The sequence below is a fragment of the [Acidovorax] ebreus TPSY genome (genome assembly GCF_000022305.1).
Lineage (GTDB): Bacteria > Pseudomonadota > Gammaproteobacteria > Burkholderiales > Burkholderiaceae_C > Diaphorobacter > Diaphorobacter nitroreducens.
On the sequence record NC_011992.1, the window covers coordinates 477,450 to 498,231 of the forward strand.

The window sequence follows — 20,782 nt, forward strand, 5'->3', positions numbered from 1 at the left end:
ATGTCCTACATTCTTGATGCGCTGCGGCGCGCCCAGGCCGAGCGCGGCCGTGGCAGCGTGCCCGGCCTGCATACCCCCGCGTCGCCCGTGGCGGTGCCTACCGTGCAGCGCGCCGCACCGGCGCGGGGGCTACCCTGGATGGTGCTTGCAGCGCTGGCGGGCGTAGGGGCGGCAGCCGGCGCCTGGTGGCTGGTGCGTGCGCCCAGTGCGACGGTGGCCGCGGTGGTGCCGGCGCCTGCACCCGCAATACCGGCACCTGCCGCTCCAGCCTCCGCCGCGCCGATGGCCGTGCCGGCCCATGAGGCAGCGCCGGCGCCCGAAACTGCGCCCCGCAACCACGCCAACACCAACACCAACACCAGCGCCAGCGCCAGCGCCAACACCAACACCAACACCAACACCAACACCAACACCAGCGCCAGCGCCAGCGCCAGCATCCAAACCCACGCCCGAGCGCTCTGCCCGCGCCGAAGCGCCTGCCCCCCGGCCCGAGCGCAGCGCGCCGGCCCCCGCGGCGCCTGCCCGCGCACCGGCCCCGCGCGCTGCGCCGCCGGCTCCCGCGCCGCAGGAATCGACGGGAACCGTCTTTGCCCTGGCCGACCTGCCGGCGAGCGTGCGTGAGCAACTGCCCACCCTGCAGCTCGCGGGCGTGACCTACTCGTCCAATCCCGTGTACCGCATGGTGATCGTCAACGGCCAGGTGCTGCACGAGGGGGATACCGCCGCCCCCGGCCTGGTGCTGGAGCGCATCGAGCCGACGCGTACCGTGTGGGCGTTCCGCGGCTACCGCTATGCCTTGCCGACGCAGTGATGGGTTTGTAGTCAAACAGGGCTTGATCCCAGAATCAGTAAGCGCTAACAGCTATTAAATCAATAGCATCCGAGTGTGTCGATACCTCGGACCGGCCAGGCGTAGGTTCGTGGTATTCCCGCTGCCCCGCGGCGCGCTTTGACCGCATGCTTGCGCGCATGAGCCAAGACGCCTCCCTGCACCAGCGGCGCCGCCCGCCCACGGCCCAAGAACTCAGCGGCATTCCCTGGATGGCGTTGCTGCAGCCCGCCGAGCGCGAACGGGCGGTGGCAGCGCTGGCCGTCGGCGATGCCCAGCCGGGCGACTACGTGTGCCGTGTGGGCCGGCCGGTGACGTACTGGTTTGGGGTGGTCGAGGGCCTGCTCAAGATGAGCGCGGACAACGCCGACGGGCTGACGATGACCTTCACCGGCGTGCCCCCCGGCGGCTGGTTCGGCGAAGGCACGGCGGTCAAGCGCGAGCCCTACCGCTACAACATCCAGGCCCTGCGCAAGAGCGTGGTGGCGGGCCTGCCCATCGACACCTTCCATTGGCTGCTGGACCATTCCATCGGCTTCAACCGCTTCGTGATGAACCAGCTCAACGAGCGCCTGGCACAGTTCATCGCCGCGCGGGAAATCGACCGCCTCACCAACCCCGACCTGCGCGTGGCGCGCAGCCTGGCGGCGCTGTTCAACCCCGTGCTCTACCCTGGCGTCGGGGAAGTGCTGCGCATCACCCAGCAGGAGCTGGCCTACCTGGTCGGCCTGTCGCGCCAACGTGTGAACGAGGCCCTGGCGACCCTGGAAGCGCAGGGGGCGATCCGCGTGGAGTACGGCGGCCTGCGCGTGCTGGACCTGCAGGCGCTGCGCACCAGCCTGTTCAGGCGGATGGAGCCGGCGGACGCGGACCGCCCCGGGCCCCGGCGCCGCGCTTCACCGCGCAGGGCGCCGGCCGACGAGAACGAGCCCGCCGCCATGATCTGAAGGCGCGGTAGAGGGGGCGGGGTGCGGCGCGCTCCACGGCGCGAGACAATAGCGCCATGCCCGAAACGCCCGCCCGTCCCCCCGCACGGTCCGTCCCCGCACCGTCCGCTTCTGCTTCCCCCACTCCGCTGCGCCCGCGGCTGGTGCTGCGCAAGCCGACCACGCCCGCAGCACCTGTGGCTACCGGCAAGGCGCCGGGCCGGACGGCAGGCACGGCCGCACCCAGCGGCGCGGCAGGCGCCCCCCGTACGGCGAGCCGGCACGCGCCGGCCGCGCCGCGCCCTCCTGCCACCCGTGCGCCCGCTGGCGCTGCGCAGGCGCCTGCAGACGGCCGCATGCGCCTGAACAAGCGCATGGCCGATCTGAGGCTGTGCTCGCGCCGCGAGGCCGACGACTGGATCGCCCAGGGCTGGGTGCGCGTCAACGGGCAGGTGGCGGCCATGGGGCTGCAGGTGGGGCCGCACGACCGCATCGACGTGGACCGCGCGGCCCAGGGCCACCAGCGCCAGCAGGTGACCATCCTGCTGCACAAGCCCATGGGCTATGTGAGCGGTCAGGCCGAGGACGGCCACACGCCGGCCGTGGCGCTGATCAACCCACGTACGCACTGGAAGGACGATGAGAGCCGCACGCGCTTCGCGCCGGCGCAACTCAAGGGCTTGGCACCCTGCGGGCGGCTGGACATCGACTCCGTGGGCCTGCTGGTGCTGACGCAGGACGGCCGCGTGGCGCGCCAGCTCATCGGCGAGGACTCGACGGTGGACAAGGAATACCTGGTGCGCGTGCAGTACGGCGATCGCGCGCAGGATGTGCGCGCCGTCTTCCCCGCCGACAAGCTGGCGCTGCTGAACCATGGCCTGGCGCTGGACGGCCAGCAGCTCAAGCCGGCGCTGGTGGAGTGGCAGAACCCCGAGCAGTTGCGCTTCGTGCTGCGCGAGGGCAAAAAGCGCCAGATCCGCCGCATGTGCGAGCTGGTGGGCCTCAAGGTGGTGGGCCTCAAGCGCATCCGCATCGGCCAGGTGCTGCTGGGCAAGCTGCCGCCGGGCCAGTGGCGCTATCTGGCGCCGGGTGAGCGCTTTTAAGCTATTAAATCAGGAGCTGCTAGCGCTCGCCAAAAGGGCGTTTGCAGTTCAAAACCCTTTGAAATGCAGAAAAGGAGAGCGCAAGCCGCTCTCTTTTTTGATGGCTGCAATGGGCGTTCAGTCGCTGCTGCCGCTCGACAGCGGTGCGTTGTAGATCACCGCGCCCAGGATCGCGCCGACGCTGGGGCATGCGGCCAGCGTGGCATCGGTTGGTGGCAAATCGCCGTGCAGCGCCCCTTGAAGCCGGTCGCGGCGCCCCCACCTGCGCATGCGTTCCGGCCGCGCCGGAGAACATGGTTGAATCCCCTGTGATTTCTTTCCCGTTGCCTTTGTTTGAAAAACACCTATGAGCAAGCACACCCATTCCTTCCAGGCCGAAGTGGCGCAACTGCTGCACCTGGTCACGCATTCGCTGTATTCCAACAAAGAGATCTTCCTGCGCGAGCTGGTCTCTAACGCCTCGGACGCCTGTGACAAGCTGCGCTTTGAAGCGCTGAACAATGCCGCGCTGTACGAGGATGCGCCCAACCTGGAGGTGCGCGTGTCCTTCGACAAGGAAGCGCGCACGCTGACCATCACCGATAACGGCATCGGCATGAGCGAGCAGGAGGCCATTGACCACCTGGGCACGATCGCCAAGAGCGGTACGCGCGACTTCATGAACCGCCTGTCGGGCGACCAGAAGGCCGACGCGCAGCTGATCGGCCAGTTTGGCGTGGGCTTCTACTCGGGCTTCATCGTGGCCGATCGCATCACGGTCGAGAGCCGCCGCGCGGGCCTGCCCGCCAGCGAAGGCGTGCGCTGGGCCAGCGGCGGCGCGGGCGACTTCGAGGTGGAGGCCATCGAGCGTGCGGCGCGCGGCACCAGCGTGATCCTGCACCTGCGCGAGGATGCCGAGGAGTTCCTCAACGCCTGGAAGATCAAGCAGGTGATCGGCAAGTATTCCGACCACATCAGCCTGCCCATCCTCATGGAGAAGGAGGAGTGGAAAGAGAGCGAGAAGGAAGGCGAGCCGGGCCAGATGGTGAAGACCGGCGAGTGGGAAACCGTGAACAAGGCCAGCGCCCTGTGGACGCGGCCCAAGAAGGACATCACCGACGAGCAGTACCAGGACTTCTACAAGTCCATCAGCCACGACTTCGAGAACCCGCTCACCTGGAGCCACAACCGCGTCGAGGGCAACACCGAGTACACGCAGTTGCTGTACATCCCCGCCAAGGCGCCGTTCGACCTGTGGAACCGCGACAAGAAGGCCGGCGTGAAGCTGTACGTCAAGCGCGTGTTCATCATGGACGACGCCGAGTCGCTCATGCCCAGCTACCTGCGCTTCGTCAAGGGCGTGATCGACTCCGCCGACCTGCCGCTGAACGTGAGCCGCGAGCTGCTGCAGGAAAGCCGCGACGTGCGCCTGATCCGCGATGGCTCGGTCAAGCGCGTGCTGTCCATGCTCGAGGACCTGGCCAAGCACGACAAGCATGAGGCAGCGGCGGAAGGCGCCGATGGCGTGCAGGACGTGGTCAGCGCCGAGGACAAGGCCAAGGAAGGCAAGTACACCCAGTTCTACGCCGAGTTCGGCGCCGTGCTCAAGGAAGGCCTGGGCGAGGACTTCGCCAACCGCGAACGTCTGGCCAAGCTGCTGCGCTTTGCCTCCACCACATCGGATACGCCGAGCGTTTCCTTTGCCGACTACAAGGCGCGCATGAAGGAGGGCCAGGAGGCCATCTACTACATCACCGCCGACACGCTGGCCGCCGCCAAGAACAGCCCGCAGCTCGAAGTCTTCAAGAAGAAGGGCATCGAGGTGCTGCTCATGACCGACCGCGTGGACGAGTGGGCGCTGAACTACCTGCAGGACTTCGATGGCACGCCGCTGCAGTCCGTGGCCAAGGGCGCGGTGGACCTGGGCAAGCTGCAGGACGAGGCCGAGAAGAAGGCCGCCGAGGAGGCCGCCGAGGCCTTCAAGCCCGTGCTCGCCAAGCTCAAGGAAGCGCTCAAGGACAAGGCCGAGGACGTGCGCGTGACCACGCGCCTGGTTGATTCGCCCGCTTGCCTGGTGGTGCAGGACGGCGGCATGAGCACGCAGCTCGCGCGCCTGCTCAAGCAGGCCGGCCAGAGCGCGCCTGACGCCAAGCCTGTGCTGGAAGTGAACCCCGAGCATGCGCTGGTCAAGAAGCTGGACGGCAGCGTGCACTTTCACGACCTGGCGCACATCCTGTTCGACCAGGCGTTGCTGGCCGAAGGAGGCCTGCCCGAGGACCCGGCCGCGTACGTGAAGCGCGTGAACGCGCTGCTGGCCTGAGGCGGGCCTGCCACCCTCGCGCCCGGCCTGTGCCGGGCCGTCTCTACAGACCGACTACACCCGGTCCTGCGCAAGCAGGCCGGGTTTTTTTGCGCCACGGCGGTTCCGCGTGTCCCGGTCCACATCAAGGCTATCCCTAATGGTTGTCTGGACCTCAGATGGTGAATATCGAAACCTGCGTTCCGATCAGAAAGGGTTGTGACATGGGAATCAAGACATCGCTGGTTTTTTCTGCCCTGGTGTGGGGCTGTTCGGGGCTGGCCCTGGCCCAGAATGCGGCCGCGCCGCAGGACTATCCGCGCCGGCCCATCACCATGGTGATCCCGGCCGCCGCCGGGGGCGGCACCGACGTGGTAGGCCGCGTGCTGGCCGACGAACTCGGTAAGCGCCTGGGCCAGCCGGTGGTGGTGGACAACAAGAGCGGGGCTTCGGGCATGCTGGGCGCCAATGCGGTCGCGCGTGCGGCGCCTGATGGCTACACGGTGCTGGTGTCGTACTCCACGCCCGTGTTCTACGCGCACCACATGTTTTCCAAGGTGCCGTACGACATCCGCAAGGACTTCGAGTTCATCACCCAGATCGCTGCCACCAGCCTGGTGCTGATGGTCAACGCCAACGTGCCCGTCAAGAACATGAAGGAATTCATGGCCTGGGCGCAACAGAACAAGGGCAAGATCAACTACGGCTCGTACGGGACCGGCTCGCCCGGCCACCTGATGAGCGCCTACCTCAGCGACTCGCGCAAGCTGGAGATGACGCACGTGGCCTACAAGAGCGAGGCGCCGCACATCCAGGACCTGTCTGCGGGCGTGGTCTCCTGGGGCATGGGCACGCTGGCCGCCGCGCAGCCGCAGATCAAGGCCGAGCGCCTGCGCCCGCTGGCGATCCTGGGCCCCCGGCGATTGGCTGATTTGCCCGACGTGCCCACGATGGCCGAGGCGGGCTTTCCCGACCCGGAGTTCAAGACCATCGCCTGGTTCACCATGCTGGCGCCGGCGGGCACGCCCAAGCCCATCCTGGCCCGCCTGGAGAAGGAGGCGGTGCAAATCATCCACTCCACCGCGATGAAGGCCCGCCTGCAGGTCTTCGGCCTGGAAGGGGTGGAAGGCGGGGCCGCACAGTTCCGCAAGGACTTTGAGGCGTCCAACCCCATCATCGATAAGCTGGTGAAAATATCCGGCGCCAAGCAGGACTGATCGAGGCGCACGGTCCTCGCGCAGTTCGTTGCAGGGTGGGCTAGGCAGGTCCAAAGAGGGCTCTGCAGCGTGAGGCTGAGCCTGCTGAGCCCCTGCCGCAGCACCCGATGACAGGCATGTCGGGTCGATAGCGCTGGCGGTGTCCAGTTGCCCTGGACGGCGCTGTTGGCCCGCATCTGCGCAGGGCTGGTCACCTGGTTTGATACCACGGCCGCTGCGCAGGGCAAGGTGCTGTGGAACACCCTCACGGGCTTTGGCGTGTCCATCGAACCGGGGTGCAACGGGATCGAGGCCTGCATCGTCCTGTTCGCGGCCGTGATCGCCTTTCCTTCCTCCTTGCGCCACAAACTGTTCGGGCTGGTCGCAGGCTTTGCTGCGGTGCAGGCGCTGAACGTGGTGCGGGTGATCAGCCTCTTCTACCTGGGCCAGTGGAACACGGCGGTATTCAACTTTGCGCACGAATTCCTGTGGCAGGGGCTCATCATGCTGGATGTGCTGATCGTCTGGCTGCTTTGGGTCCGTGCCGGTGCCAAGGCGCAGCCGCCCCAGGATACGCCGCCACCCGATGAGCCGCCCGCCCCGCCGATGCCGCTGGTGATGCCACGCCTGGACAAGGGCCAGGGGCAGGTGAGCACCTCGCTCGACCTGTCGCCGCGCTGAGCCCCAGGCGCAGGAGGATTGCCCCGTGACAAAACCCGTGCAATCCGAAGCCCCTGCGCGCCGACCCTCCGTGCTCACGCGCTTTGTCCTGTATGCCTTTGGCGCCATGATTGTGCTCACGCTGCTGTGGACCAAGGCCTCGCCATGGCTCTCCTACCCTGTGGCATGGCTCTCCCATGTGGCGCTGGAACAGGCGGCACCCATGTGGGTGCGCGGCGTACACCAGCAGCTGGGCCGCATGGAGGTGGACACCGCGGTGGAGATCGCCGTACCCAACTCCGGCGGGCGCCGGGCCGAAGTCACGCTGGAGGCCGACCCGGGCCGCTACGCCTATGGCCTGCCGATCTTTGCCGCCCTGCTGGTGGCGGCTTGGGGTGCCGCGCGTGCGCCGGGGCGGGCCTCCCGCGCGGCGCTGGGCTATGTCTTGCTGTTGCCGGCGCAGGCCTTCAGCCTGGTGATGTACCTGCTCATGCAACTGGCGGGCGCGGCGCAGTTCGATGTGCGGGTGCTGCGCGTGGACCAGTGGCAGCTGGAGGCCATCGTCTACGGCTACCAGGTGGGCGTGCTGGTACTGCCCACGCTGGTGCCGGTGCTGGTCTGGCTCTGGCTGGACCGTCAGTTTTTCACCAATGTGATCGTGCGGGGCTGGAAGCAGTCCCTGGCTGCCTCGCCGGCCCCGCAGCGATCGGCTGGCTGACCGTCCTCAGGCGACCAGGGGTGGCTCCTGCATGGCCTCGATCTGCTCATGCAGCATGTCCACTTGGCCGCGCCAGTAGTCGCTGCTGCCGAACCAGGGAAAGTTGATCGGAAAGATCGGATCGCTCCAGCGCCGCGCCAGCCACGCGCTGTAGTGGATCAGGCGCAGTGTGCGCAGCGGCTCGATGAGCGCGAGCTCGCGCCGGTCGAAGGGGCGCAGCTGCTCGTAGCCGTCCAGCAGTGCCGATAGCTGTACTGTGCGCTGGCGGCGCTCGCCCGACAACAGCATCCACAGATCCTGCACGGCCGGGCCCATGCGCGCGTCGTCCAGGTCCACGAAATGCGGGCCGCCGTGGCCGGCGTCATCCACGGGCGTCCACAGCACGTTGCCGGGGTGGCAGTCACCGTGCAGGCGGATGTTGCTCGCGTCTTTTAAGCCAAATTGGCCTGTAGCGCCCGATAGACAAGCGCCAGCAGCTATTAATTCGAGAGCTTGTTCGCAGGCATCGCGCCATTCCGTTTGTTGGTCCAGGGGAATGATTTGTGCGCCCAGCAGCCAGTCGCGCGGCTCTTGGCCCAACGTCTGCAGGTCCAGCGCCGGGCGCTGCGCGAAGGGCCGGGCTGCGCCCACGTTGTGGATGCGTGCGAGGTAGCGGCCCAGCCACTCCAGCACCTCGAAGTCGTCGAGCTCGGGCGTGCGCCCGCCGCGCCAGGGACTGACGGCAAAGTCGAAGCCCGCATGCCGGTGCAGGCTGCGGCCGTGCAGCAGCAGGGGCGCGACCACGGGCACCTCGGCATCGGCCAGCTCCTGGGAGAAGGCGTGTTCCTCCAGGATTTGCGCCTCGCTCCAGCGCCCCGGGCGGTAGAACTTGGCCACCACGCGACTGCCGTCTTCCAGCGTAGCCTGGTACACGCGGTTCTCGTAGGAGCCCAGGGCCATCAGCCGGCCGTCGCCATACAAGCCGACGCTGGCCAGCGCGTCCAGCACCAGGTCGGGCGTGAGGCTGGCGTAGGGGTGGAGCGTGTCATCGGTGTGGGGCGCGGTCATGGCGTGATTGTCACGCTTGCGGCAGCCCCGCGGGGTCACTGGCCCAGCGCGTCGAAAGGCAGTTGCTGCTTGACCAGGATGACGGTGCAGGGGGCATCCCGCGCCACGCGGATGGGCACGGTGTCGATGAAGCGCTGCAACTGCAGCCCGTGCGTCGCCGCCCCCAGGATCATCATGCTCACGCGGTTGCCCTCGGCATAGCGGACCAGGGCCTGGGCCACGTCGCTGGCCTCCAGCACGTGGTAGCTGGCGCTGTGGCGCGACAGGTCCAGCCCCGCCGCCCACTGCTTGAGCCGCGCCAGGTGCGTGCGGTGCAGCATGGTCTCGCTGCGCGTGCTGTCGGACGTGCTGCTGGCCGAGGGCGAGATCACCGTCACGCAGGCCAGCCGCGCGCCGGGGCGTATGCCCAGCGAACGGGCAACCGCTTCGCGCAAGGAGTACAGCGTGGCGTCCGTCACGTCGTCGTGCGGCACGGCCACCATGAGGATGGGCACCTCGGCGATCTGGCGCGCGGGCAGCGGGCTGGGCTGGTAGTGCATGCCCGCAGCCTTGATCCAACGCTTGAAGTGCGCGCCCACGCCGGGCCCGCGCAGGCGCCGGCCGCGCTCGGTGATGGGCACTTGGTCGGGGTTGGCCAGGTCAAAGGCCAAGTGCGCGGCCGAAGGGTAGCGCTGCGCGGCTTCGGGTTCCAGACAACGCAGGATCACCTCCTGCAGCCACTCGGGCAGGTCGGGGCGGTACTGGCGCGGCGGCGCGGGTGTCATCCACAGGCGCTGGCGCATGCCGCCCTGTGTGGTGGGCGAGCCGAAAGGCAGTTCGCCCGTGGCCATCTCGTAGAGCATGACGCCGATCGCGAAGATGTCGCTGCGCAGGTCGCCGCGCACGCCCACCACCTGCTCGGGCGCGATCCAGGTGGGTGAACCCACGGCCTGGCGCATTTCCTCGGCCAGCAGGTCGGGGTAGTGCGCGTGGCAGGACAGGCCGAAGTCCAGCAGCACCACGCTGCCGTCGGGGCGCAGCAGCACGTTGGCGGGCTTCAGGTCCAGGTGGCAGACGTTCTGCTGGTGGATGCTGTGCGCGGCCAGCGCCATGGCGCCGCCGATGCGGGCGATGGTCTCCGCACTGCGCGCAGCGGTGTCGCCCGGCGGGCGATCGTCCAGCCAATGCTGCAGCGTATCGCCTTGCACGTATTCCATGACCAGGTAGGGCAGCCGCATCAGGTCACCCGCCGCCACGAAGCGCGGCGCGTGGTGGCCCGACAGCGTGGGCAGGATGGTCAGCTCGACCTCGAAACCCACGATGTTCTCGGCCCCGTCGCCTGCCGTCATGCGCGGGATCTTCATGGCCATGGGAAAGCCCGGGTCGCGCGACGCATTGGCATAGCCCACGCGGTAGATGTGCGCCATGCCGCCCGCGTGGATGCACTCATGCACCACGAAGCCGTCGATCTCGGTGCCGGGCGTGAGCAGCTTCATGGGCGGTGGTGTGTCTGGTCCTGAAGGGTGGAAAAGGCGGGCTCAGCGCCCGCGCTCCAGCCGGTCGGCAAAGAACGTGGGCAGACCGCTGGCGCGCACGGCGGCCGCGGCGGCAGCATGGTTGTAGGCCACGCGCTGGAAGGTGATGGTGGCGGCGTCCGGGTCGAACAGGGCATACATGGCGCGCGTGTCGCCATCGCGCGGCTGGCCGCACGAGCCGGCGATGGCCAGCCACTGGCGGTGCGGCGGCACGGGCACGGGCACGCCCGGCTGGGGCGAAAAGCGCATCAGCTTGGCGGTGGGCGTGAGGAAGTACAGCGCCTGCTCATGCACGTGGCCGCAGAAGACGTAGCGGATGGCCGGGTCGATGCGCGTGGCGGCGGTCATGCAGCGCTCGGCGGCGTTGCTGTCGGTGATGTAGTGCCAGCGCTCGGGGCCGTCGGCGCTGGCGTGCACCAGCAGCGCGTCGGGCCCCAGGCGCTCGGTCAGCGGCAGGCCGGCCAGGAAGGCACGCTGGCGCTCGTCCAAGTGCGGATGGGTCCACTGTGCGCTCTGGTCGCCCAGGTTCTGGGCAACGGCGGGCGGGGCGAGGGCGGCCGCGTCATGGTTGCCGCGCACGCACAGTGCGCCCGCGGCGGCCAGTTGCATGGCCCGGTCGAGCACCGGGCCGGGGTCCGCGCCATAGCCCACCAGGTCGCCCAGCAGCGCGAACTGCTGTGCACCGTGCGCTCGCGCATGCTCCAGGCAAGCGTCGAAGGCGGGCAGGTTGGCGTGGATGTCGGACAGCAGGGCGATCTTCATGGCGCGGGCAATGCAGGCGAAGCGGGGGACAGACCGCGCATGATGAACCCGGAAGCTGAGCGCTCGCTTGCAATGGGTATCCCGCCTGACTAGGGAAAACGCGGAGAACAGCGCCGCCCGCTACGGTGCCTCAGGCCAGGGTCAGCGTCACGTCGATGTTGCCGCGTGTGGCGTTGGAGTAGGGGCAGACCTGGTGCGCGTCGTTGACCAACTGCTGCGCCTGGGCGCGGTCCATGCCGGGCAGGTGCACCTTCAGGCGTGCGGCGATGCCGTAGGCATTGGGGATCGTGCCCAGGTCCACCTCGGCGTCGATGGCCAAGTCCTGGGGCAGGGTCAGCTTTTGCTTCGCGGCGACGGCCTTGATGGCGCCGATGAAGCAGGCCGAGTAGCCGGCGGCGAAAAGCTGCTCGGGGTTGGTGCCCGTGCCGCTGCCGCCGGGCGAGGACAGCTGGACCTGCAGCCGTCCGTCATCGCTGCGCGATGCGCCGTCGCGCCCGCCGGTGGTGTGGGCGCGGGCGGTGTAGAGAACCTTGTCGAGCGTGGTCATGGGTGCATCCTTTCAGAGTGGAACAAAGGCCCCGCCAACGGGGGCATGAGGGAAAACGGTGTCAGGCCTGCGGCTGCGCGAGCCGGTCGCGCAGCCCATGGAGCTGCGCGGTCAGGGCGCCAATGTCGGCGGGTGTGCACTGCGCGCGGGCCAGGACGCAGTGCGGGATGGGCTGGGCGCCATCACGCAGCGCACGCCCCTGGCCGGTGAGCGTGATGCGCACGCGGCGCTCGTCCTGCACGTCGCGCAGCCTCGCCAGCAAACCTGCGGATTCCAGGCGCTTGAGCAGCGGTGTGAGCGTGCCGGAGTCGAGGAACAGGCGCTCGCCCAGCTCGGAGACGGTGAGCCCGTCACGCTCCCACAGCGCCAACATCACCAGGTACTGCGGATAGGTCAGGCCCAGGGTGTCGAGCAGCGGCTTGTAGAGCTTGGTCATGGCCAACGACGCGGAATACAGCGCGAAGCACAGTTGGTTGTCCAGCAGTAGTTCGGGCGGGCTGGGTGGAGTGACGGTGTTGGGGGAGGGCATGGGCTCTATTATTGCCAGCAATTAAATTGATCGCAATTTAATTGATGGTTCCATGGAAAAGAGAAGGGATATTGCACGTCATACCAGCAGGGATGTGATGGTGAAGGTCAGCCCATGGAATGGTGCTCTACCCACAGGACCATCGTGCGCAGTTCCAGATGAGCTGGGCTTGCAGTCGCTCTATCTTGTGTGGGCTGCTTTCAGGGGATTTCCCACGGGCCGTGTGGGACGGGGAGGTCTTGCACACATCCAGGCCCGGAGGCTTGGACGCGAGGGAGCCCGCTCCGTCTGGAGAGGGGTGGCAGGACTCAGTAGGCTGTGGTCACGGGCCCGCGTGCGCCTGGCCGGAAGCGCGCGGCCAGCCCGTCCGCGGCCTGGCGCAGCAGGAGCATGTCCATGCCCACGGCCACGAACTGCGCGCCCAGGGCCAGGCATTCGCGCGCCCGGGCTTCGTCCACCACGAGGATGCCGGGCGCCTTGCCGGCCGCGCGGATGCGGCGAATCGCGTCGTCGATCGCGGCGCGCACCGTGGGGTGGTTGGCATCACCCGGGAAGCCCATGCTGGCGGACAGGTCGGCCGGGCCGATGAAGATGCCGTCCACGCCCTCCACCGCGGCGATGGCCTCAATCTGCTCCAGCGCCTCGGCCGTCTCCACCTGCACCAGCAGGCAGAGCTCGTTCTCCGCATCGCGTACATAGGCCGCGTCGCGGCCGAAGTCCGAGGCGCGCATGGAGCCGCCCATGCCGCGGATGCCGCGCGGCGCGTAGCGCATGGCGGCCACGGCGGCGCGCGCCTCGTCCGCGTTCTGCACAAAGGGCAGCAGCAGCGTTTGCGCGCCAATGTCCAGGTAGCGCTTGATCAGCACCGGGTCGTTCCAGGCCGGGCGCACCACGCCGTGCGTATGGTCCCGGCAGCCGGCGGCCACGGCCTGCAGCTGCTGCACCATGAGCGGTACGTCGCTGGGCGTGTGTTCCGTGTCCAGCAGCACCCAGTCAAAGCCCGATCCCGCGATCAGCTCGGTGACCAGGGGTGATGGCAGGGTGGACCAGATACCGATCTGCGCCTGACCGCCGGCCAGTGCGTGCTTGAAGGGGTTGCGAACGGGCATGGCAGGTGGTCTGGGTCAGGTCAGTATTGGTACACGCCGCGGCCGGTCTTGCGGCCCAGGCGGCCGGCGGCCACCATCTCCTTGAGCAGCGGGCAGGGGCGGTACTTGCTGTCGCCGAACTCGGTCAGGTACACGTCCATCACGGCCAGGCACACGTCCAGGCCGATCATGTCGGCCAGCGCCAGCGGGCCGATGGGCTGGTTGCAGCCGAGCTTCATGCCGGCGTCGATGTCCTCGGGCGTTGCCAGGCCCTCTGCCAGCACGAAGAAGGCCTCGTTGATCATGGGCACCAGGATGCGGTTGACCACGAAGCCGGGGGCGTTCTTCACGGTGATGGGCGACTTGCCCAGGCGCTCGGAGAGCTGCTTCACCGCGTCGTGCGTGGCGTCGGAAGTCTGCAGGCCGCGAATGATCTCCACCAGCGCCATCATCGGCACGGGGTTGAAGAAATGCATGCCGATGAACCGGTCGGCGCGCGACGTGGCGGCGGCCAGCTTGGTGATGGAGATCGAAGAGGTGTTGGACGCAATGATCACTTCGGGCGCCACCAGCGCGTCCGCCTGCTTGAGGATCTTGAGCTTGAGTTCGTAGTTCTCGGTGGCGGCCTCGATCACGATCTGGGCGGCCTTCAGGTCGTCGTAGCTGGTGGAGGTTTTGATGCGCGCGAGGGCGGCGCTCTTGTCGGCTTCGGTGATCTTTTCTTTCTTGATCAGGCGGTCCAGGCTACCCGCTACGGTGGCCACGCCCTTTTGCACGGCGGCGTCGGAGATGTCCACCATCACCACATTGATGCCCGACACAGCGCATGCCTGGGCAATGCCGTTGCCCATGGTGCCCGCCCCGATGATGCCAACGGTCGAAATCGTCATATAAATGTCCCTTGAAAGTGTAGCGGTGAGAAAAAAACGATGCCGTGATGGTATCGGCAATCGCGCGTCTGCTGCTGCGTTGCAGCATCGCCATACAACGAGGGGACACTGCATGCGTGAGTTCGACTATGTCGTGATCGGGGGCGGCTCGGCGGGCTGCGTGCTGGCGGGGCGGCTGAGCGAGGACCCCACGGTGCGCGTGTGCCTGTTGGAGGCGGGCGGCAGCGATGCCAGTGTGCTCATCCATTGCCCGGCGGGGCTGGCCGCCATGGCGCGCAGCGGCGCCTTCAACTGGGGGCTGCACACCACGCCGCAGGCGGGCCTGGGCGGGCGTCGGGGCTACCAGCCGCGCGGCAAGGTGCTGGGTGGTTCCAGCTCGGTCAACGCCATGATCTACGCGCGCGGCCACGCCAGCGACTACGACCACTGGGCTGCGGCCGGCAATGCAGGCTGGGGCTGGAACGACGTGCTGCCGTACTTTCTCCGGGCCGAGCACAACGAGCGCGGTGCAAGCGCCTGGCACGGCGCGGACGGGCCGCTGAATGTGGCGGACCTGCAGTCGCCGCAGCGTGCCAGCCGCGCCTTCGTCGAAGCCGGCGTGCAGGCTGGCCATCCACGCAATGACGACTTCAACGGCGCGCAACTGGAGGGCGTGGGTCTCTACCAGGTCACGCACCGGGCGGGCGAACGCTTCAGCGTGGCCAAGGCCTACCTCACGCCCCACCTGGGCCGGACCAATCTGCAGGTGGTGACCGGCGCGCAGGCCACGCGCATCCTGTTTGCGGGCCGGCGCGCCACGGGCGTGGAATACCGCCGAGGCGGCCAGACGCAGCAGGTGCGCGCCACGCGTGAGGTGCTGCTGTCGGCGGGGGCGCTGCTATCGCCGCAATTGCTCATGCTCTCGGGTGTGGGGCCGGGCGCGCAGTTGCAGAGCCACGGCATTGGCGTGGTGCACGATTTGCCGGGCGTGGGCGCGCATCTGCACGACCATCCCGACGTGGTGCAGGTGATGGACGCACCGCGGTTGACGGACCTCTTCGGCCTGTCGCTGCCCGGGGCGCTGAACGTGCTGCGCGGCGTGCGGGAGTGGCGTGCGCACCGCAGCGGCATGCTGACCACCAACTTCGCCGAGGCTGGAGGCTTCATCAAGAGTCGCCCCGAGGAGCCGTTGCCCGACCTGCAGCTGCACTTCGTGGTCGGCAAGCTGCTGGACCACGGCCGGCGGGCCACATGGGGCCATGGCTATTCCTGCCATGTATGCCTGCTGCAGCCCCGAAGCCGCGGCCGGGTGACGCTGGCCAGCGCCGACCCGGCGGCCGCTCCGCTGGTGGACCCGGCATTCTTCAGTGATCCCGACGACATGCAACGCATGGTGCGCGGCGTGCGGCGCATGCGCGAGATCTTGGCGCAGCCCGCCCTGGCCAGCCTGGGCGCGCGTGAACTGCCCCATTCGTCCCGTGCGCAAAGCGATGCACAGATCGAGCAGTTCATCCGCGACTGGGCCGACACCATCTACCACCCCGTGGGCACGTGCCGCATGGGCTGCGGTCCGCTGGACGTGGTGGATGCCCAACTGCGTGTGCATGGCCTGCAGGCTCTGCGTGTGGTGGACGCATCCATCATGCCGCGCATTGTGAGCGGCAACACGAATGCACCCACGGTGATGATTGCCGAGCGCGCGGTGGACTTGCTGCGCCAGGCTGCATGACGCGCTCCGGTTCGGCAGTGCGCGCTTAAGAAATTTTGAGGGTTCGCATAAGCGTTTTTTAGCAGCACGCGCGCTGCACCGTTCCTAGACTGCACAGCACCTATGAGACACACGATGTGCCGCATGGGAAGGCGCGGCTCCCAAGCCGCAACACCACAAGAACCGGAACCGACGATGCAATTCAACCCTCAGGAAATCACCGCGCTCGCGCAGGCCGACGCTGCCGCACCGCGCATGGATATCTATGCCTTCATCCACAAGGCCTTGCGCGCCTATATGTTCGACACACTCTTGGGCCTGGGTCGTGTGGACGCCGAGGACGACCTCGAACTGTCCCAGGCTGGCGCACGCGTGCTGCAGCTGCTGAGCTTCTGCCGCTCGCACCTGCACCACGAAAACACTTTCGTGCACCCTGCCATGGAGCGCCATGCACCTGGCAGCACCGCCGCAGTTGAGCAGGAGCACGATGGACATGGCCAGGCAATTGCGGCGCTGGCGGATGCGGCGCAGCAGCTCATGCAATGCCCGCGCGAGCGGCGAGCGCGCGTGGCTCACGCGCTGTACCAGCAGCTGGCGCTGTTCGTGGCACACAACTTCGAGCACATGCAGTTGGAGGAGACGGCGCACAACGCGGTGCTCTGGGCGCATTACAGCGACGCGGAACTGGCTGCCATCGAGGGTGCGCTGATCGCGTCGATACCGGCGGACGAGATGCTCGTCACGCTGCGCTGGATGCTGCCCAGCATGACCCCGAGCGAGCGGGCCATGGTGCTCGGTGACATGCGGCGCAATGCGCCTCCCGGCATCTTTGACACGGCATTGAGTGTCATGCGTCCGCACCTGTCGAATGGCGAGTGGGGCAAGCTGGCACGTGCTTTGGAGCTTGCGCGATGAGCCATGGGTTGCTGCGCCGCCATACCCTGGCTGCATTCTGGCTTTGCATGGCCAGCGCGAGTACCCTGGCTGCGGGCCCCCCGCCCCCCGAACGTTTTCGGCTCACGCCCCAGTTGCTGGAGCGTATGGAGGCACTGCAGGCTGCGTCGCCAGAAGCCGCACGTCCCGGCGACGACGACGAGCCGGACGCGCAGTCCGTTCAGGAGCTGGCGCGTCAGCTGGATGCGGATCCGCGCATCCGTGCCTTGCTGGCCCGCCACCGGGTCAGCAGTATCGAGTACGCCACGGCGGTGTATGCCGCACTGCACGCGGGCATGTTCCTCGCCATGGAATCGCTGACTGACAAGGCTTCGCGCACCAGCGCGCTGGCATCCTTCACCCCAGAGCAGCGCGCCAACATCGAGTTGCTGCGCCGGCGGCCAATCAAGTGAGCGCGCGGCGGCGCGACCTTCAACTGCCGGCCATCTCTTCCAACTGCACAGGAGCGTCCAGCCGCAGCCTCAGCCGCCCACGGCCGGTCTTGTCGATATGGATGCCGGTGTCGCTTTCCTGCAGCCGGCGCTGCAGCAACAGCAGGCGCGCCTCCAGGTTGTCGGCCACGCCCGGCAGGCGCAGGCTGGGGTCCAGGCGCAGTTCGCGGTTGCTGAAGTCCTGCCGTCCGGTGCGCTCATGGTCGCGCAGCAGCTTCCACAGGATCGCGCCCGCCACGCCCTTGATAAGGTAGGTGTCATCGACGAACACGCTGTCGTTCACCGCGAAATGCCGCACCCGCACGGGCGCCCCCCGCGGTGCCGGCGCGGGCGCGGCTTCTTGCGATGCCTCCGTGGCTTCGTCGGCCGACTGCAGCAGGTCGATCGCGGTGGCCAGCTGTCCTGCCAGCGCCACCAGCGCATCTTCCTCGGGGTAGCGGAACTGCAGGTCCAGCGGGCTTTCCACGAACAGCACACCCAGGGTGCGGCCGCAGCTCAACAGAGGCACGGCCAGCTGGCTGTGCGGTGTGGGCAGGCCCGGGTAGGGAATTTCGTGCGCGGGCGCGCTCTGTCCCAGGCTGCTGCGCATGGCATGGCTGTACAGCGCGGCATGGGTCATGTGGCTGATGCGTACCGGCGTGGCTTCGCGCGCGGCCACGCCTATCACGCCCTGGCCCAGCTTGATCTCCGAGCCCACGCCCGAATGTGTGTAGCCATGGCTTGCCACGGTGTACAGGTGGCCCGCTTGCGCATCCAGCATGAGCACCATCGCATGCTGCACGTGCAGATGCTGGTGCAGGCCCGCCAGCAGTGTCTGTAGCAGCTCGTCGAGCGTGGTGCAGCGCGCCAGGCGCTGGCTGCACAGGCGCACGGCGCCCAGCAGATCGGCGCGCGGCAGTTGCGCGGGGCTGGGTGCCAGTCCTTCTCCGGGCACGGGTTCGATGCGCTCGACGGCGTAGACATCCGATCCCTTGAGTTCGAAGACGCCCGCCATGCCGTTGTGCGAGGCGATGCCCGCCAGCTGCGCGCGCATGCGCTCGAACAGTGCGCCTTCCGCCTCCGTGCGCAAGAAGCGCAGGTGCAGGCGAAAGCAGCGTGCTGTCACGGGGTCCAGCACCAGTACGCTGGCATAGGGGTTGGCGAGGATGTTGGCGCGCGTCTTGTTGAAGAACTGGAACGACAGGGCCACATGCTGCTCATCGACGTAGACCACCTGTGAGATGTAGGCCACGTTGGGCGTGCCGTCGGGGGCGCAGGTGGCCATGATGGCAGGAATCGCGCCCTCCAGGCAGGCGCGGATGGAGCGCAGGGTGGGCGGCACGTTCACGGCTGGCGCTCCTTGCGCAACGGTTCGCCGGCATGCGGGCCGGGGGTCTGGTCGAACGCGGCTTCGGGCGAAAACTCCACTGCCACCAGATCGTCCCGTGGTGCATTCAGCATGGCCGCGGTGTACTGCGGTCCATAGCCCACCTGGGCCACGGCATGCTGCATGGCGGACAGGTAGCTTTGCAGCGCGGGCTCGTCGGCCGGCAGCACGGCACGTTGCACGGCGGCGGTGGCCTTGACCTGCACCGTGCGGTGCGAGGGCGGGTCACTGAAGACCACGGCAATGTGGCCGGTGGTGGCAATGTCGGCCAGAAGCTGTCGTGACTGGCTTCGCCGCAGGAAGACCGTGATGCGCTGGCCGTTGGTGCTGATGCGCGCGCCTACGGCGCGCATCACGCTGGGGCGCAACTGCGTGTCGCGAGAGGCCACGATGCTGGAGACGCCCCGGTCCACCAGGGCGATGTATTCGGCGCTCAGAAGCGTAGGCATGCGTGAAAGGCTCAGGCGCGAAAGCGCTTGCGGGTGAGCGCCAGGGCCACCCAGTACGCGGCCACGGTGGTCACGGCGATCACCAGGCCGTGGCGCAGCGGGTGCTGCGGCCACTGGTCCATGAAGAGGGGGCGCACCAGTTCCACGGCGTTGGTGAGTGGCAGCCAGTCCGAGGCGAGGCGTATGGCCGTGGGCAGCTGTTCGCGCGGGAAGAAAACACCCGACAGGAACATCATGGGCGTGAGCACCAGCGTGAAGTAATAGGTGAAGAAGTCATAGCCCTTGGCCAGCGCATTGAAGATGAGCGCGATGCTGGAAAACATGATGCCCACGCACAGCAGCACCGGCCAGGCCACGATCAGCTTGGGGCTGTAGCTGATGCCCAGCGCGAGCATCACCCCCAGGATGGCGGTGGTGGTGAACAGCGCCTTGAATGCGGCCCACAGCATCTCGGCCAGCAGCACGCTGTCCAGGCTGATGGGGGCGTTCATGATGCCGTCCCAGGTCTTTTGCACATGCATGCGCGAGAAGGCCGAGTACAGCGCTTCGAAGCTGGCCGCATTCATGGCGCTCATGCAGATCGACCCGCTGGCCAGGAACAGGATGTAGGGCACGTTCTGCCCGCCCACCTGCACCTGTCCCACCAGCGCCCCCATGCCGTAGCCGAAGGCCACCAGCCACATCAGCGGCTCGGCGATGTTGCCCAGCAGGCTGGGCACCGCCAGCTTGCGCCACACCAGCAGGTTGCGCAGGAACACGGGCCACCAGCGCGTCGACAGGTCGGGCGCGCGCCAGGGGCTGGGCGTGGTGGGCGTGGGCATGTCAGCCTTCCTCGCGGATTTGACGCCCGGTGAGCTTGAGGAACAGGTCCTCCAGGTTCGCGGGCCGGTGCAGGGTGCGCAGGCTGCCGTGGGCCGACAGCGCCTGCAGCAGCGGGCGAGCGTCCTGCGTGTAGAAGAACACGGTCTCGCCGCTGACTTCCACACGCCGCGCCAGCGGACGCAACTGCGCATCCTGCGCCAGTGCCAGCGCGCCGGGGCCGTAGGCCTCGACCACGTCGGGTTCCAGGTGCTCGGCCTCATCCATGAAGTGCGTCGTCAGCAGGATGGCCTTGCCGCCTTGCCGCCCTGCAGCAGCTGCTGCAGCCGCTCCCACATCAGGTGGCGCGCCTGCGGGTCCAGGCCGGTGGTGGGCTCGTCCAGCAGCAGCAGGCGCGGGTCGTTGACCAGGGCGCGCGCCAGCGACAGGCGCCGGCGCATGCCCCCCGACAGTTCGCCCGGCCGCGCGTCGGCCTTGGCCGTGAGCGCGGCGAACTCCAGCAGCGGCGCGATGCGCTGTGCCATGGCCGCGCCCTTCAGGCCGAAGTAGCGGCCGAACACGCGCAGGTTTTCGGCGCAGCTGAAGTCCGGGTCCAGGCTGTCGAACTGCGTGACTACGCCCAGTTGGGCCTTGATGGCCAGCGCGTCCTGCGGCATGGCGAGCGGCGCAGCGCCGCCGCCAGGGTGAAAGTGCACGCTGCCCTCGTCGGGCGCCGTGAGGCCCAGGCACATGCGCAGGGTGGTGGTCTTGCCCGCGCCGTTGGGGCCGATCACGCCCAGGCACTCCCCCGGAGCGATGGCGAACGACAGTCCATCCACCACGGTGGCGGTGCCATAGCGCTTGCGCAGGTCGCGGGCTTCCAGAAGCACTTGCATGGCGCGATTGTGGAGGGAAGACCGCGCCATTGCAGAGGTTTATGAGAAAAATGGCGCTGGCGCTTTACTGACAAGCGCTGATAGCTATCAAAACCAGAGTTTTCTGAGAGCGGG

General features: G+C 67.9%; 20 protein-coding genes and 2 pseudogenes. 11 read left to right on the forward strand and 11 right to left on the reverse strand.

Annotation, left to right across the window (positions count from 1 at the left end):
• The 8 genes and pseudogenes from DTPSY_RS02285 (at position 1) to DTPSY_RS02315 (ending at position 7,710) form a co-directional block, all read left to right on the forward strand.
• Positions 1–621: a hypothetical protein gene (locus tag DTPSY_RS02285; protein WP_238526558.1), complete on the forward strand. Its 621-nt coding sequence runs from the start codon at positions 1–3 to the stop codon at positions 619–621.
• Complete coding sequence (locus tag DTPSY_RS18615; RefSeq protein ID WP_238526559.1) at positions 614–811, forward strand: general secretion pathway protein GspB; 198 nt, start codon at positions 614–616, stop codon at positions 809–811. The genes DTPSY_RS02285 and DTPSY_RS18615 overlap by 8 nt, the downstream gene beginning before the upstream one ends.
• A 158-nt stretch (positions 812–969) precedes the next feature.
• Complete coding sequence (locus DTPSY_RS02290; protein WP_187148596.1) at positions 970–1,776, forward strand: Crp/Fnr family transcriptional regulator; 807 nt, start codon at positions 970–972, stop codon at positions 1,774–1,776.
• 56 nt (positions 1,777–1,832) lie between these two features.
• Positions 1,833–2,858 (forward strand): pseudouridine synthase, encoded by a 1,026-nt coding sequence (locus DTPSY_RS02295; RefSeq protein ID WP_238526560.1) that lies wholly within the window; start codon positions 1,833–1,835, stop codon positions 2,856–2,858.
• 346 nt (positions 2,859–3,204) lie between these two features.
• Entirely contained in the window at positions 3,205–5,157 is a 1,953-nt protein-coding gene (gene htpG, locus DTPSY_RS02300) for a molecular chaperone HtpG (protein ID WP_012655504.1), read from the forward strand.
• Positions 5,158–5,360: 203 nt separating this feature from the next.
• Positions 5,361–6,353 carry a Bug family tripartite tricarboxylate transporter substrate binding protein gene (locus DTPSY_RS02305; RefSeq protein ID WP_011803936.1) on the forward strand — a complete coding sequence of 331 codons (993 nt, stop codon included), beginning with the start codon at positions 5,361–5,363 and terminating at the stop codon, positions 6,351–6,353.
• A gap of 147 nt (positions 6,354–6,500) precedes the next feature.
• Positions 6,501–7,013, forward strand: a pseudogene (xrtH, locus tag DTPSY_RS02310) (exosortase H); the annotation flags it as partial.
• Positions 7,014–7,038: 25 nt separating this feature from the next.
• Complete coding sequence (locus DTPSY_RS02315) at positions 7,039–7,710, forward strand: exosortase H-associated membrane protein (RefSeq protein ID WP_012655507.1); 672 nt, start codon at positions 7,039–7,041, stop codon at positions 7,708–7,710.
• Positions 7,711–7,716: 6 nt separating this feature from the next.
• Here DTPSY_RS02315 and DTPSY_RS02320 read toward each other — a convergent pair whose 3' ends face one another.
• The 7 genes from DTPSY_RS02320 to DTPSY_RS02350 all read right to left on the reverse strand — a co-directional run bounded on the left by DTPSY_RS02320 (position 7,717) and on the right by DTPSY_RS02350 (position 14,087).
• Complete coding sequence (locus tag DTPSY_RS02320; protein WP_012655508.1) at positions 7,717–8,757, reverse strand: serine/threonine protein kinase; 1,041 nt, start codon at positions 8,755–8,757, stop codon at positions 7,717–7,719.
• 35 nt (positions 8,758–8,792) lie between these two features.
• Positions 8,793–10,232, reverse strand: coding sequence for a bifunctional serine/threonine-protein kinase/universal stress protein (locus tag DTPSY_RS02325; protein WP_012655509.1), 1,440 nt, complete (start codon positions 10,230–10,232; stop codon positions 8,793–8,795).
• A 42-nt stretch (positions 10,233–10,274) separates the two neighbouring features.
• A complete protein-coding gene (locus DTPSY_RS02330; protein WP_011803941.1) occupies positions 10,275–11,033 on the reverse strand; it encodes a metallophosphoesterase family protein in 759 nt (252 codons plus the stop codon).
• Positions 11,034–11,163: 130 nt separating this feature from the next.
• Entirely contained in the window at positions 11,164–11,580 is a 417-nt protein-coding gene (locus tag DTPSY_RS02335) for an organic hydroperoxide resistance protein (RefSeq protein WP_011803942.1), read from the reverse strand.
• Between the two features lie 61 nt (positions 11,581–11,641).
• Positions 11,642–12,109, reverse strand: coding sequence for a MarR family winged helix-turn-helix transcriptional regulator (locus DTPSY_RS02340; RefSeq protein ID WP_012655510.1), 468 nt, complete (start codon positions 12,107–12,109; stop codon positions 11,642–11,644).
• Positions 12,110–12,417: 308 nt separating this feature from the next.
• Positions 12,418–13,218 carry an HpcH/HpaI aldolase family protein gene (locus DTPSY_RS02345; protein WP_012655511.1) on the reverse strand — a complete coding sequence of 267 codons (801 nt, stop codon included), beginning with the start codon at positions 13,216–13,218 and terminating at the stop codon, positions 12,418–12,420.
• Between the two features lie 20 nt (positions 13,219–13,238).
• Entirely contained in the window at positions 13,239–14,087 is an 849-nt protein-coding gene (locus DTPSY_RS02350) for a 3-hydroxybutyryl-CoA dehydrogenase (protein WP_012655512.1), read from the reverse strand.
• 112 nt (positions 14,088–14,199) lie between these two features.
• Here DTPSY_RS02350 and DTPSY_RS02355 point away from each other — a divergent pair, with 112 nt between their 5' ends.
• The 3 genes from DTPSY_RS02355 to DTPSY_RS02365 all read left to right on the forward strand — a co-directional run bounded on the left by DTPSY_RS02355 (position 14,200) and on the right by DTPSY_RS02365 (position 17,120).
• On the forward strand, positions 14,200–15,795 hold the full coding sequence (locus tag DTPSY_RS02355) for a GMC family oxidoreductase (RefSeq protein ID WP_012655513.1): 1,596 nt from the start codon (positions 14,200–14,202) through the stop codon (positions 15,793–15,795).
• A gap of 174 nt (positions 15,796–15,969) precedes the next feature.
• Entirely contained in the window at positions 15,970–16,689 is a 720-nt protein-coding gene (locus DTPSY_RS02360) for a hemerythrin domain-containing protein (RefSeq protein WP_012655514.1), read from the forward strand.
• A complete protein-coding gene (locus DTPSY_RS02365; RefSeq protein WP_012655515.1) occupies positions 16,686–17,120 on the forward strand; it encodes a hypothetical protein in 435 nt (144 codons plus the stop codon). Before DTPSY_RS02360 ends, DTPSY_RS02365 begins: the two co-directional genes overlap by 4 nt.
• A 19-nt stretch (positions 17,121–17,139) precedes the next feature.
• Here DTPSY_RS02365 and DTPSY_RS02370 read toward each other — a convergent pair whose 3' ends face one another.
• The 4 genes and pseudogenes from DTPSY_RS02370 to DTPSY_RS02385 all read right to left on the reverse strand — a co-directional run bounded on the left by DTPSY_RS02370 (position 17,140) and on the right by DTPSY_RS02385 (position 20,668).
• Positions 17,140–18,486 (reverse strand): GAF domain-containing protein, encoded by a 1,347-nt coding sequence (locus DTPSY_RS02370; RefSeq protein ID WP_012655516.1) that lies wholly within the window; start codon positions 18,484–18,486, stop codon positions 17,140–17,142.
• Positions 18,483–18,974, reverse strand: a complete 492-nt coding sequence (locus tag DTPSY_RS02375) for a hypothetical protein (RefSeq protein ID WP_012655517.1) — start codon at positions 18,972–18,974, stop codon at positions 18,483–18,485. Before DTPSY_RS02375 ends, DTPSY_RS02370 begins: the two co-directional genes overlap by 4 nt.
• An 11-nt stretch (positions 18,975–18,985) precedes the next feature.
• Positions 18,986–19,795, reverse strand: coding sequence for an ABC transporter permease (locus tag DTPSY_RS02380; RefSeq protein WP_012655518.1), 810 nt, complete (start codon positions 19,793–19,795; stop codon positions 18,986–18,988).
• 1 nt (position 19,796) lies between these two features.
• Positions 19,797–20,668 (reverse strand): annotated as a pseudogene (locus DTPSY_RS02385) (ATP-binding cassette domain-containing protein).
• Between the last annotated feature and the right edge of the window lie 114 nt (positions 20,669–20,782).